The 13,143-nt window shown below is 62.2% G+C and carries 11 protein-coding genes; 9 read left to right on the top strand and 2 right to left on the bottom strand.

What is annotated here, in order from left to right; translation table 11 throughout:
• The first annotated feature begins 17 nt into the window (after positions 1-17).
• From KGA81_RS12155 to ycaC, 5 genes are all read left to right on the top strand, one after another.
• Positions 18-284: a DUF6124 family protein gene (locus KGA81_RS12155; RefSeq protein WP_223546021.1), complete on the top strand. Its 267-nt coding sequence runs from the start codon at positions 18-20 to the stop codon at positions 282-284.
• 257 nt (positions 285-541) lie between these two features.
• Positions 542-958: a DoxX family protein gene (locus KGA81_RS12150; protein WP_218432098.1), complete on the top strand. Its 417-nt coding sequence runs from the start codon at positions 542-544 to the stop codon at positions 956-958.
• Entirely contained in the window at positions 951-1,559 is a 609-nt protein-coding gene (locus KGA81_RS12145) for an antibiotic biosynthesis monooxygenase (protein WP_223546020.1), read from the top strand. The genes KGA81_RS12150 and KGA81_RS12145 overlap by 8 nt, the downstream gene beginning before the upstream one ends.
• Positions 1,559-3,397 (top strand): amidohydrolase, encoded by a 1,839-nt coding sequence (locus KGA81_RS12140; RefSeq protein ID WP_223546019.1) that lies wholly within the window; start codon positions 1,559-1,561, stop codon positions 3,395-3,397. Before KGA81_RS12145 ends, KGA81_RS12140 begins: the two co-directional genes overlap by 1 nt.
• A gap of 69 nt (positions 3,398-3,466) precedes the next feature.
• Positions 3,467-4,093 carry an isochorismate family cysteine hydrolase YcaC gene (ycaC, locus tag KGA81_RS12135; RefSeq protein WP_095942850.1) on the top strand — a complete coding sequence of 209 codons (627 nt, stop codon included), beginning with the start codon at positions 3,467-3,469 and terminating at the stop codon, positions 4,091-4,093.
• A gap of 117 nt (positions 4,094-4,210) precedes the next feature.
• Here ycaC and KGA81_RS12130 read toward each other — a convergent pair whose 3' ends face one another.
• Positions 4,211-6,184 (bottom strand): alkyl/aryl-sulfatase, encoded by a 1,974-nt coding sequence (locus KGA81_RS12130; protein WP_223546018.1) that lies wholly within the window; start codon positions 6,182-6,184, stop codon positions 4,211-4,213.
• A gap of 137 nt (positions 6,185-6,321) precedes the next feature.
• On the opposite strand from KGA81_RS12130, the gene KGA81_RS12125 reads away from it, so the two are divergent.
• The 4 genes from KGA81_RS12125 to KGA81_RS12110 all read left to right on the top strand — a co-directional run bounded on the left by KGA81_RS12125 (position 6,322) and on the right by KGA81_RS12110 (position 11,223).
• Positions 6,322-6,990 (top strand): ABC transporter ATP-binding protein, encoded by a 669-nt coding sequence (locus KGA81_RS12125; protein WP_223546017.1) that lies wholly within the window; start codon positions 6,322-6,324, stop codon positions 6,988-6,990.
• A 1-nt stretch (position 6,991) separates the two neighbouring features.
• Positions 6,992-9,463: an ABC transporter permease gene (locus tag KGA81_RS12120; RefSeq protein ID WP_223546016.1), complete on the top strand. Its 2,472-nt coding sequence runs from the start codon at positions 6,992-6,994 to the stop codon at positions 9,461-9,463.
• The gene (locus KGA81_RS12115; protein WP_223546015.1) at positions 9,453-10,526 is read left to right on the top strand and encodes a lipocalin-like domain-containing protein; all 1,074 of its coding nucleotides are present in this window, start codon (positions 9,453-9,455) and stop codon (positions 10,524-10,526) included. The genes KGA81_RS12120 and KGA81_RS12115 overlap by 11 nt, the downstream gene beginning before the upstream one ends.
• Positions 10,527-10,644: 118 nt before the next feature.
• The gene (locus tag KGA81_RS12110) at positions 10,645-11,223 is read left to right on the top strand and encodes a hypothetical protein (RefSeq protein ID WP_223546014.1); all 579 of its coding nucleotides are present in this window, start codon (positions 10,645-10,647) and stop codon (positions 11,221-11,223) included.
• Between the two features lie 431 nt (positions 11,224-11,654).
• Here KGA81_RS12110 and KGA81_RS12105 read toward each other — a convergent pair whose 3' ends face one another.
• A complete protein-coding gene (locus tag KGA81_RS12105) occupies positions 11,655-13,061 on the bottom strand; it encodes a VOC family protein (RefSeq protein ID WP_223546013.1) in 1,407 nt (468 codons plus the stop codon).
• Positions 13,062-13,143 lie beyond the last annotated feature (82 nt).

Raw genomic sequence — 13,143 nt, 5'->3', positions numbered from 1 at the left:
GATCAAGGAGCTTGACCATGTGTAAACCCAGCCCCAATCCCCCGAAAGACCCGGCACCACCACACAAACCCAGCACGATGTTTGTCATCGCCCCCGACATCAATACCGAAACGCTATTGGCCCACGCCTGCGAATCCCTGGCCTCGGCCAGCATCATGGCCAGTGACCTTGCGGGGTTTCTGCAAAGCCCTCATCGCAATGCGCTGCTTGGCATTGCGCAGATCATCATGTTGGGCGAACTGGCGGTGAATCGGGCGCTGGATAATCTCGACCCGCAGGAATAACTCGGTAGAAGCAACAACAAATAAACCTGTGGGAGCGAGCTTGCTCGCGATGGCTGCATCACATTCAGCATGGATGTCGACTGTCCCGCCGCCATCGCGAGCAAGCTCGCTCCCACAAGGTTCTATATCGTTTGGCCGATCTCGGTCTTCCCGCAAACAGAGCACGTACATTCAATTTTTCCTGCTCCTTACCCGGCACTATCGAATCCAGTCCCGGTGCATCGACGCCGGTGGTTTTTCATTTGTATGGGTAGGCCATGGACGCTTCGCGACGCGATGATCGGGCGCAAGACTGGGGGCTGCTGTTTCTGCGGGTCAGCGGCGGGTTGTTCCTGTTGTGGGTGCACGGTTTGCCCAAGCTGCTGCACTACAGTGCCGAGTTGCAAAACATCGAAGACCCGTTCCACCTGGGCGCGAACCTGACGCTGGTGCTGGCGATTTTTGCCGAGGTCGTGTGCCCGCTGCTGATCGTCGGCGGGTTGCTGGCGCGTCTGGCGTGTTTGCCTATTCTGTTTGTGCTGTGGGTATCGATGTTGATCGTGCATCCGCAGTGGACCCTCTTCGAAGGCCAGTTCGGCTGGCTGTTGCTGATTGTCTTCACCAGCATTTTCATCGCCGGGCCGGGACGGCTGGCGCTCAATGTCCGTTTCGCCGGAGCCTTGCGTTATGTCTGAACTCAATCGCCGTGAACCGGCAAGTCCCGGGCCTGATGAGGTGGTGACCCTGATCGTCAAACACCGGGTCAAGGCCGGTTTCGAAGTGCCGTATGAAGCCTGGCTGCGCAACATCGTCAAGGTGGCCGCGCAGAACGTCGGGCATTTGGGCGTGGATGTGGTGCGCGGCAAGCACGCCGGCCTCGACACCTACACCTGCGTATTGCGCTTTTGCTCGACCGAAGCGATGCAGAACTGGCTCGATTCACCGCAACGCCAGGCACTGGTCGACGAAGCCGCGCCGATGCTCGCCGATGGCGACCAGACCGAAGTCAATCCGGTCAATGAGTTCTGGTTCTCGCCCCAGGCCGAAGCCGGGACGCCACCGCCGCGCTGGAAGCAGGCCGTGGTGACGCTGCTGGTGATCCTGCCGCATACCCTGCTGGTGCCGCTGCTCTGGGGGCCGCTGCTGCGGCTCAACGCCTGGCTCTCCAACTATGTGGTTGCCACGTTCCTGATCACCCTGACCATCGTGCTGTCGGTGGTTTACATCTTCATGCCCATGGCGACGCGTCTGTTTGCGCCCTGGCTGTCTCCCGCTACTTTGCACGAGGAACCGTGATGAACGCCGATCTGATTTTGTTCAATGGTCAATTCCACACCGTTGACCGCGAAAAACCGCTCGCCAGCGCCGTGGCGATCAGCGACGGGCGTTTTGTCGCGGTCGGCAGCGACGCCGAGGCCATGGCCCTGCGTGGCTCGAACACCCAGGTGATCGACCTCAAGGGTCGTTGTGTGATCCCCGGGCTCAACGACTCCCACTTGCACCTGATCCGTGGCGGCTTGAATTACAACCTGGAACTGCGCTGGGAAGGTGTGCCGTCCCTGGCCGATGCCTTGCGCATGCTCAAGGACCAGGCTGACCGTACGCCGACGCCGCAGTGGGTGCGGGTGGTCGGGGGCTGGAACGAATTCCAGTTCGCCGAAAAGCGCATGCCGACCCTGGCGGAACTCAACCAGGCGGCACCGGATACGCCGGTGTTCGTATTGCACCTGTACGACCGTGCCTTGCTCAACCGTGCAGCGTTGCGCGTAGCCGGTTACACCCGCGACACGCCGAACCCGCCGGGTGGCGAGATCGTGCGCGACGCCAACGGCGAGCCGACCGGCATGCTGGTGGCGCGACCCAACGCGATGATTCTGTACTCGACGCTGGCCAAGGGGCCGAAACTGCCGCTGGAGTATCAGGTCAACTCGACCCGCCAGTTCATGCGCGAACTCAATCGCCTGGGCCTGACCAGTGCCATCGATGCCGGCGGCGGTTTCCAGAACTACCCGGACGATTACCAGGTGATCGAACAGTTGGCCAAGGATGAGCAACTGACCGTGCGCATCGCCTACAACCTGTTCACCCAGAAGCCCAAGGAAGAGTTGACCGACTTCAAGAACTGGACCGGCAGCGTGAAGCTGCACCAGGGCGACGATTACCTGCGGCACAACGGCGCCGGTGAAATGCTGGTGTTCTCGGCGGCGGACTTCGAAGACTTCCTCGAACCGCGTCCGGACCTGCCGCAAACCATGGAAGCCGAACTGGAGCCGGTGGTGCGCCATCTCGTCGAGCAACGCTGGCCGTTCCGTTTGCACGCCACATACAACGAATCCATCAGCCGCATGCTCGACGTGTTCGAGAAGGTCAATCGCGACATTCCGTTCAACGGCTTGCCGTGGTTTTTCGACCACGCCGAAACCATCACCCCGCAGAACATCGAGCGGGTCAGGGCGCTGGGTGGCGGCATTGCGATCCAGGATCGCATGGCGTTCCAGGGTGAGTACTTCGTCGAGCGTTACGGTGCGAAAGCGGCCGAAGCCACGCCGCCGATCAAACGCATGCTGGCCGAGGGCGTACCGGTCGGTGCCGGTACCGACGCCACGCGGGTGTCGAGCTACAACCCGTGGACCTCGTTGTACTGGATGGTCAGCGGCCGCACCGTCGGCGGCATGGAGCTGCACGCCGAAGGCCTTTCACGCCTGACGGCGCTGGAACTGTTCACCCACGGCAGCGCCTGGTTCTCGTCGGAACAAGGCAAGAAGGGTCAGATCAAGGTCGGGCAATTGGCCGACGTCGCGGCCCTCAGCGCCGACTTCTTCAGCGTCGATGAAGAGGCGATCAAGTGGATCGAGTCAGTGCTGACAGTGGTCGGTGGCAAGGTGGTGTACGGCGCCGGTGACTTCGAGAAGCTCGGGCCGGCCAGTGTGCCGGTGCTGCCGGACTGGTCGCCGGTGGTGAAGGTGCCGGGCCACTGGCGCCCGACATCGCCGATGCAGGCCCAGGTTCACCATTGCAGCGGCCCGTGCGCGGTGCATTCCCACAGCCATGAACGGGCGCGCCTGTCGAACGCGCCGGTCAGCGATTTCGCGGGTTTCTGGGGCGCCTTTGGCTGCTCGTGTTTTGCCTTCTGACCCATTTTAAAAAGCGCCGGCCGAACAGGTCGGCGCTGACTGCAACAACCATCCATCAAGGAGTTTCCGATGAGCAACGTACCTTACAAGCGCCTGAACAAAGACGATGCCGTGGTATTGCTGGTCGACCACCAGACCGGTCTGATCTCGCTGGTGCAGGATTTCTCGCCCAACGAGTTCAAGAACAACGTGCTGGCCCTGGGTGACATCGCCAAGTTCTTCAAATTGCCGACCATCCTCACCACCAGTTTCGACAGCGGTCCGAACGGTCCGATCGTGCCGGAGCTCAAGGCGCAGTTCCCGGACGCGCCGTTCATTGCACGCCCGGGCCAGATCAACGCCTGGGACAACGAAGACTTCGTCAAGGCGATCAAGGCCACCGGTCGCAAGCAACTGATCATCGCCGGTGTGGTGACCGACGTCTGCGTGGCGTTCCCGACCCTGTCGGCCATTGCCGAAGGCTTTGAGGTGTTTGTGGTGACCGACGCTTCCGGCACCTTCAACACCACCGTGCAACAAGCGGCCTGGGCACGCATGTCGGCCGCCGGTGCGCACCTGCTGAACTGGTTCTCCGTGGCCTGCGAGCTGCAGGGCGACTGGCGCAACGACATGGAAGGCCTGGCCAACCTGCTGTCTGAACGCCTGCCGAACTATCGCAACCTGATCAATAGCTACACCAAGTTTACGGCCAAATAAGACCACTCAGTCGCTCCCACAAGGGATCCAGGCCGTTCACAGTATTTTGTGAATGACCCGGATCCAGTGTGGGAGCCTGCTCGAGATGGCGGCGACGCGGTTTGCCGCGTCACCGGTTCAAGGCGTGACGATATTGAACTGCGGCGCGAAGGTATCGAGGCTGCTCATCAACTCCCCAAGCTTCTTGCCATTGCCTTGCAACTTGATCAGGCCTTTCTGGATCGCCGTCGGGATATCCAGTTGCTTGAGGCTGATCTGTTCCAGGGTGGCCCTGGTCATGTTCACACTGGCGTCCGCCTGGGGATTGAGCCCGGCGCGGTGGGTCAGCACACCATTGCGCAGGGTCAGGTTGAAGTCCTTGTTCTGATCCTCGAAGGTCCAGTTCAGGGTCAGGTCATGGCCTACGGCCTTTTCACTGTCCAGACGCACCGCCAGGAAGTCGAAGAACATCTGCGGGCTCATCGCCCGCACCATGTCCACCGATACCGAACTGCTCGCTTGGGGCGGCACGCCGTTGCGCAGTTCCATGGCGCCGGTCAGGTACATGTTGCGCCAGGTGGCGTTTTCACTTTGATAGCCCATTTGCTCCAGCGCCTGGGCCTGGGCTTTGCGTGCATCGCCGTTGTCCGGGTTGGCGAACAGCAACTGATTGCCCAGTTGCGCGGCCCAGCGGTATTCACCCTTGGCCATTGCCGCCTGCATTTTCCCCAGCACGGCCGCGTCGCCGCCCATGGCTTCGACCGAACGCCTGGCCGTTTCTACCGGTGGCAGTGGATTGAGGTTGGCCGGGTTACCGTCATAGAAACCCATGTAGCGCTGATACACCGCGCGGGTATTGAAACTCAGCGAGCCGTAGTAGCCACGGGTGTACCACTTCTGGTCCAGGCTGCCGGGCAGTTTCTTGATCGAGTCGGCGATTTCCAGCGACGTCAGGCCCTGGTTCAGCAGGTGCAGGGTGCGGTCGTTGAGGAAAGCGTACATGTCGCGCTGGTCGGCGAGGAAGGTGCGGATGCGTTCGCCGCCCCAGGTCGGCCAGTTGTGCTGGGCGAACAACACATCGCTCTTGTCGCCGTAACGCGCCAGGCTGCCGTCCAGGTACTCGGCCCAGGCCTTGGCGTCCCGCACCTGCGCGCCGCGCGGGGTGAGGATGTTGTGCATCATTTGCGTGGCGTTTTCCGCCATGCACAGGGCGCGCAACTGCGGCAGGTACAGGTTCATTTCCGCCGGTGCTTCGGTGCCCGGGGTCAACTGGAACTCCACGTCGAGGCCGGCGATGGTGCGGGTTTCCAGTTCCTTTTCGATCAGGTCGGTGGGCGGGATCAGGGTGACGGTGCCGCCGCTCGGTGCGCTCTTGCCCAGGCCTGCATCGACCTGGCCTTTTTCGCCACGGGGCAGCAGGCTGCCGAACTGGAACTGCGCGCGGCGACTCATGGCGTTGCCGGCGTAGACGTTCTCGCTCATCACGTGTTCCATGAACCCGGCGGGGGCGAACACCTTGACCTTGCCGGCCTTGACGTCGGCCTCGTCGATCACCCCGCGCACGCCACCGAAGTGGTCGACGTGGGTGTGGCTGTAGATCACCGCCACCACCGGTTTGTGCGGCCGGTTCTGGTAGTACAGGTCCAGTGCTGCCCTGGCGGTTTCGGCCATGGTCAGCGGGTCGATGATGATCAGCCCGTCGTCACCTTCGATGATGGTCATGTTGGCGAGGTCAAGGCCGCGCACCTGATACAGCCGAGGGCTGACTTCGAAGAGTCCTGCGTGGGCGCTGAGCTGGGCCAGGCGCCACAGGCTCGGGTTGACCGACTCCGGGGCCTGATCCTTGCCGAGGAAGTCATAGGCCTGGATGTCCCATATGACCTTGCCCGAGGCGTCCTTGACCTGGCCCTTGAAGGGCGCGATCAGGCCCTTGGTGACCGACTCGTAGTCGGTGCGGTCGGTGAAGGGCAGTTGTTGCAGCACGGCGGCGTTACTGGCCGTGGTTTGCGGGCTGGCCGCGGCCGGTCCGTCGGCGGCGACCACCGATTGGGCAAGGCAGGCAGTGATCAGGCAAGCGAGCAGCCCACGAGGGCTCAAGGTGAAACGAGGCATGGCGTCTCCGTTTTTTATCGTTATGGTCAGACCGGCTTCGAGAGTAGGGCGATGGTCGGCCAGGACGATGAGCGTCAGCGGACAAAAACCATTCAGGGCCGCTATCCTTGGGCCACACATACCCAGCAGGTTGACCCATGCTTGAAGTCCATGGCGTTTTCAAAAGCTACGCCACACCGCAGGGGCCGCTGCCGGTGCTGCAAGGCGTCGACCTGACGCTCAGGCCCGGCAGCAGCCTGGCGCTGATGGGCGAGTCGGGCAGTGGCAAAAGCACCTTGTTGCACCTGATCGCCGGGCTGGACCGGATCGATCGCGGCAGCATTCGCAGTGGCGGGCATCGTCTGGAACAGATGAATGAAGGGCAACTGGCGAACTGGCGTCGTACGGAAATCGGCCTGGTGTTCCAGCAGTTCAACCTGATTGGCAGCCTGCGGGTCGAAGACAATCTGGCGATTCAGGCGCGTCTGGCGGGGCGCCATGACCCACACTGGCAGGCGCATCTGGTGCGGCGCCTGGGCTTGGGCGAGTTGCTGCGGCGCTACCCGGAACAACTGTCCGGCGGCCAGCAGCAACGGGTTGCGCTGGGCCGGGCGCTGGCGTCGCGCCCGCCATTGCTGCTGGCCGACGAGCCCACCGGCAGCCTCGATGAAACCACCGGTGCCGAGGTGTTGCAGTTGCTACTGGAATTGCTCGACGACAGCCCCACCAGCCTGTTGATGGTCACTCACAGCCCCGGCGTGGCGGCGCGGCTGGCGGAAAAAGCGCTGCTGTCTGGTGGTCGTCTGGCCAGTGCGGGTGAACGCTGACATGCGCATTTTCAGCGAAACCCTGCGTGCGCTGCTCAGCCACTGGCGGCAGCATCCGGTGCAGTTTTTCAGCGTGCTGACCGGGTTGTGGCTGGCCACCGCTCTGCTGACCGGCGTCCAGGCACTCAACAGCCAGGCCCGCGACAGCTATGCCCGGGCCAGTCAGTTGATCGGCGGCGAACCTCAGGCCAGCCTCAGTGCGCCCGGTGGCGGCACGTTCCCTCAGCAATGGTTTATCGATCTGCGTCACGCGGGGTGGCCCGTGTCACCGGTGCTGCAAGGCCGGGTTATGCTCATGGGCCATGAAGAGCAGCGCTTGCAGTTGATGGGCATCGAGCCGGTGTCGCTGCCGGCGGGCGCGGCGGTGGCCGGGCAGGCCCTGGCGATTGAGCAGGTGGTCGATTTTTTCAGCCCGCCGGGCACTACCTGGATATCGTTGCAAACCTTGCAGGAACTGGGTTTGCGTGAGGGTGACCGGCCCTTGAACCTGGCTGGCGTGGCACTGCCGCCGTTGCACGTGCAGGCCGACATGGCGCCCGGTGTGCTGCTGGTGGACATCGGTTTTGCCCAGCAGATTCTGGGAATGCCGGATCAGTTGTCGCGACTGCTGTTACCGAAGGATTTCACCGCACCGTTGCCGGATTCGCTCAAGGGCCAGTTGCAACTCAAGCGCGCTGGCGAAGAAAACAACCTGACGCGCCTGACCGAAAGCTTTCACCTGAACCTCGATGCCCTGGGGGTGCTGTCGTTCGTGGTCGGCCTGTTTATCGTGCACGCCGCCATCGGGCTGGCGCTGGAGCAACGCCGAGGCTTGCTGCGGACCCTGCGTGCCTGCGGCGTGAGTGCGCGGATGCTGATCGCTTGTCTCGCCGTCGAATTGGGCGGGCTGGCCCTGGTCGGCGGTGTAGCCGGGGTGGTCAGCGGCTACCTGCTGGCCGGTGTGCTGTTGCCCGATGTCGCCGCCAGCCTGCGTGGCTTGTACGGCGCCGAAGTGGCGGGGCAGTTGAGCCTCAGCCTGACCTGGTGGTTTAGCGGTATCGGCCTGAGCCTGATCGGCGCGTTGCTGGCCGGTGCCAGCAGCCTGCTGCGGGCGGCGCGCTTGCCCTTGCTGGCGTTGGCCGACCCGCAGGCCTGGCATCAGGCCCATGCCCACTGGTTGCGACGCCAGGGCGGGGTGGCGGCAATGGCCGGGGTGATCGCGCTGCTGGCGTTGACCTTCGGTGACAGCCTGGTCATTGGCTTCGTGTTGATGGCGGCGCTGTTGATCGGTGCCGCGCTGGCCTTGCCGGTGGTGCTCAGTTCACTGCTCAGTCTCGTTTCGCAGCGCAGTCGCTCGGTGCTCGGCCAGTGGTTTGTCGCCGATTGCCGCCAGCAACTGCCGGCGTTGAGCCTGGCCTTGATGGCGCTGCTGTTGGCCATGGCGGCGAACATCGGTGCCGGCAGCATGACCGCAGGCTTTCGCCAGACTTTCAGCGACTGGCTCGAGCAACGGCTGACGGCCGAGCTTTACCTCAATCCCCAGAGCCCGGCCCAGGCCAGGGAGCTGTACGGCTGGCTCGTCCAGCAGCCGCAACTTGCAGCGGTGTTGCCCAACTGGCAGGTGTCGATCCAGTTGCAGGGCTGGCCGACGGACCTGTCCGGGATCATCGACCACCCGACCTATCGCCAGCACTGGCCGTTGCTCGAGGCCTTGGGCGACACCCCTTGGGAGCGACTGGCCAAGGACGATGCGGTGATGCTCAGCGAACAACTGGCCCGGCGCCTGCGCGTGCAGCTCGGCGATCACCTGTCGCTGCCGACGCCAACCGGCCCGTGGTCGCCGCGGATCGTCGGAATCTACGCCGACTACGGTAATCCCAAGGGCCACATTCTGGTCAATATCGATCACTTGCTGCGCGGCTGGCCGCAATTGGCACCGAGCCGCTTTAACCTGCGCATCGAGCCGGCGTCGATCCCGACGTTCGTCACGGCGCTGCAGGCGCGTTTTACCCTCGACGACAGCCGCATCGTCGATCAGGCGCGGCTCAAGGGCTGGTCCACGCAAGTCTTCGAACGCACCTTCGCCGCCACCGCCGCGCTCAACAGCCTGACGCTGTGCGTGGCCGGGGTGGCACTGTTCATCAGTCTGTTGACCCAAAGCCAGAGCCGTCTCGGGCAACTGGCGCCGCTGTGGGCACTGGGTGTGACTCGTCGGCATTTGATGTTGCTCAACCTCGGGCAAACCTGGCTGCTGGCGCTGCTGACCCTGGTGCTGGCGTTGCCGCTGGGCATCGCCCTGGCGTGGTGCCTGGACACGGTGATCAACGTGCAGGCCTTTGGCTGGCGCCTGCCGTTGCGGGTGTTTCCATGGCAACTGTTGCAGTTGATGGGGCTGGCGCTGGTGGCGACGCTGCTGGCCTCGGCCTGGCCGTTGTACCGTTTGTACCGCACGCAACCGGCGGACCTGCTCAGGACGTTCGCCCATGAAGATTAAGCTCGGCGTCTTGCTCCTGGTGCTGCTGGCGAGCGGTTGTGATCAACCGGCACCGGCGGAAAAGGGTTTTGCCGGGCTGGGCAACCAGGCCGCTGCGTTCACCAAGGTGGTGCCCGGTCGGGTGTTCAGTTTTCCGGCGGATCACGGCCCGCACGACGGCTTTCGCATCGAATGGTGGTACGTCACGGCCAACCTGAAGGACGATCAGGGGCATGAGTTCGGCGCGCAATGGACGTTGTTCCGCAGTGCCTTGAAAGCCACCCCTGAGGTGGCGGGTTGGCAGAATCAGACGATCTGGCTCGGTCACGCGGCGGTGACGTCGGCGACGGTGCATTACGCGGCAGAGCGCTATGCCCGGGGTGGTGTCGGTCAGGCCGGTGTCAGTGTCGCGCCGTTCAATGCGTGGATCGACGACTGGCAGTTGCGCGGTCAGGCGACTGCCGACGACCCATTGGCCGACCTGCAGCTCAGTGCTCGTGACTGGCGTTTCAGCTACCGGCTGCGGTTGACCTCGACAGGTCCGCTGGTGCTCCAGGGGGATAAGGGATTCAGCCGGAAATCCGAGCAGGGTCAGGCCTCGTATTACTACAGTCAACCGTTTTTCCAGGCCAGCGGTACGCTGGACATCGACGGCCAGACCTTTCAGGTCAGTGGCCCGGCCTGGCTTGACCGCGAATGGAGCAGCCAGCCCCTGACAGGCAGACAGACCGGTTGGGACTGGTTCTCCCTGCACCTGGACAGCGGCGAGCAGGTGATGCTGTATCGCATGCGGCAAAAGGACGGCGAGCCTTACCTCACCGGCACCTGGATCGACGCCCGGGGCCAGACACAATTGCTGCACGCCGGCGACATCAGCCTCACGCCACAAGACACCGTCCGCGTGGCAGGACGCGAGATGCCTGTGCGCTGGTCGATCAAGATCCCGGCCAGGCATCTGGATATCGCCATCTCCGCGCTCAATCCCCAGGCCTGGATGGACTTGCGCATACCGTATTGGGAAGGCCCGGTGCGCCTCAGTGGCAGCCATGCAGGGAACGGATATCTGGAAATGACCGGGTACTAGGAAAATCACCGCCCCGGCGCGACCATTCGCCGAACAGCGTCTATGCTCTGCGCACACACGGCGTTGAACCCGGTTTCAACGCCGTTTGCTGCCATCAATCACAGGGAAAGTTCTGTCTATGAAACGCCACGCACTGACCAAAGCCATCACTCTCGCCACCTTGCTGTCTGCCGCCAGTTTTGGCGCAGTTGCCGCCGATATTCCGCTGTCCGAAGTCGTGGTAGCTGATCAGGTCACCACCACCGTCGTTTCGGTCGATGCCGCGAATCATTCCGTGGTCCTTAAAGGCCCTCAGGGTAATGAGTTCCCTGTACAACTGACCGACAAGGCGAAAAACCTCGGCAATCTCAAGGCCGGCGACTCAGTCGACATCAGGGTCACCAGCGCCGTTGCAGCCTACCTCGATACCGATATCGACAAAGGCCTGCCCGGCACCGCTGAAGCCATCGGCGAAATTCGCGCAGCGCCAGGCAGCGCCAACCCTGGCGGCGAAGCTTATCGTCAGGTGAAAGTGCAACTGAAAATCACCCACATTGACGTGAAGAAACACCAGGTGACCTTCGAAAACCCGGAAGGCCAATCCAAGACTGTCGACGTCAAACGTCCTGAAGTCCAGGCCAAACTCAAGGACTTGAAAGTCGGGCAAAGCGTGAACGTGGTTTATACCGATGTATTGACGGTGACCAGCAGGCGCTGAACCGGGCTCTAAACGGGTTGATTGTTTTTGTGCAGGTTTTGTATGGGAATAATCAACTCGCATGGTCGAACTGGTGAGTTCGTGGCTCGTTACGGGATAGAATTTAAGTCGACATTTTATTACATATCGTGTCGATAAATTTCATCTTTAGCCCACGGACATATTTAGCCACTTCTACTAAAATACTTTCCGTTCGCCCAGTGCAAGGCTCTTTACCAGTGCATGGATTGCCGAGGCCAGTGCACTGGGCGAACACTTTTTTGCTGTATTGAAAGATTCGGATATAAAAAAACGGGCGACCTGTTGGTTAATGCCGATCAGTTAAGCGAAAGGGAATCACTGTAGGAGCGAGCTTGCTCCTACAGAGTCCTTAACTGATAGGCATTAGACCTGTTGGTCGCCCGTTTTTTTATTGAGCAGCGAGAAGTGGTTCAGTCATGTTTTTTATTGACTTGAACAACATCGGCCAACGTCGCGAAACATTGCTCGATCGAACGGCGCTGGCTGTCGGCATACAGTTGCAGTTCATCGATCGTCGGCCGCCCCAGGGCCTGTTCGAAGGCTTGCTGGTTGGCGTGCACTCCGTAACGGGTCTGCGCCGCATCCCCAAGGTTCGACTGGAAAATCCCCGCCGCGCTGACTGGCAGGAAGTCTTCGTACACCAGCGGTTCAACCCGCAGGCAACCGCTGTCGAGCAGGTCTTCCAGGTCGGCGTTTGTCAGGTCACCCGCCGCCAGGCCTTTTTCCGTCACGAAATAGCGAAAGTAAGCCAGGCCCTGTTGGCGCATGCCTTCCCAGGTGTCAGGGAATTCGCTGAAGTGCTGCGCCATGAGCGCGTTGTAACGCGCGGCGTTGGCTTCGTTGGGAAAGTCCTTGAGTTCGTCCCGTGCGGCATTGAGCAAGCGGTCGTACAGTGCCCGGCCTTTGGGCGTTAGGGCGGCACCGCGCTGTTCGATCTCGCCGAAACGGGCGCTATGACTGCCACGAGCCTCGCTTTGATCGGTGAAGGCAATCGGCTCGTCCAGGGCCTTGAAGCTGGTCTGGCGCAACAGGATCGGGCATTGGCGGCGGGGCGGGCCTTCGATCACCGCCTTGGGGGTGATGCCATGGGCCGGCATTTGCGCCTGGACGATGTCGATGTCCAGGGTCCGTGGTGTCAGGTGGTTGATGTGCGGGCCCTTGAACGCCACCACGTCGGCGATCAGACGATGTTGGGCGCTGAGTTGTCGATACTGCTCGGCAGTGACGGTGGCGCTGTGGTGCCAGCGAAACGTTTCCAGGGCCTGTTCGACGAACTCGAGGGCTTCCTGCTCGGTCAGGCCACCCCGGGATTCGGCACGTTCGATCAGGGAGAGGGCCGTAGGGGTGAAGATCGCGCGCTGGTCGAGCATCGACTGGGCGAACGCTCGCAGCTCCAGGTCTTCGATCAGCTCCAGGCGCAGCAACGAGGTGAACACCCGGAACGGGCTGACCTGCAACGATGCTTCGTGCACCGCGCGAAAAGCCGTGGAATGCACCGGCACGCCGGCCGGTGTCAGGTCGTAGTAACCCACCGGTTGCATGCCCATGACCGCGAACAGGCGGGCGAGGGTTGCCAGTTCAGCGGCCGTACCGACGCGGATCGCCCCATGACGTTCCAGGTCCAGGCGCTCGATTTCGCCGGTGCTCGTGAGCTGTCGGGCGACCTGTGGATCGCTGTCCAGTACATGACGGTTGGTCTGCTCCACCAGTGCCATCAACGCGCCGTACAACGGCACTTCCTCGCGATACATGTCGGACATCGCTTTGGAGAAGCGTTGGCGGATCAGGTCTGGGCTGACGAAGTTCGGGTGGTTCATGAACAGGATTCCTGGCGCGGTGACGTAAAGGATGGACGAAAGATCGCAGCCTTGCGCGACGCCGACAAACGAAGTTTCTGAC

Origin of the sequence: Pseudomonas sp. A-B-19 (assembly GCF_019947515.1) — a bacterium.
Classification (GTDB): domain Bacteria; phylum Pseudomonadota; class Gammaproteobacteria; order Pseudomonadales; family Pseudomonadaceae; genus Aquipseudomonas.
The sequence above is the reverse complement of the archived record's forward strand: the minus strand, read 5'-3'. Positions and strand labels throughout refer to the sequence as shown.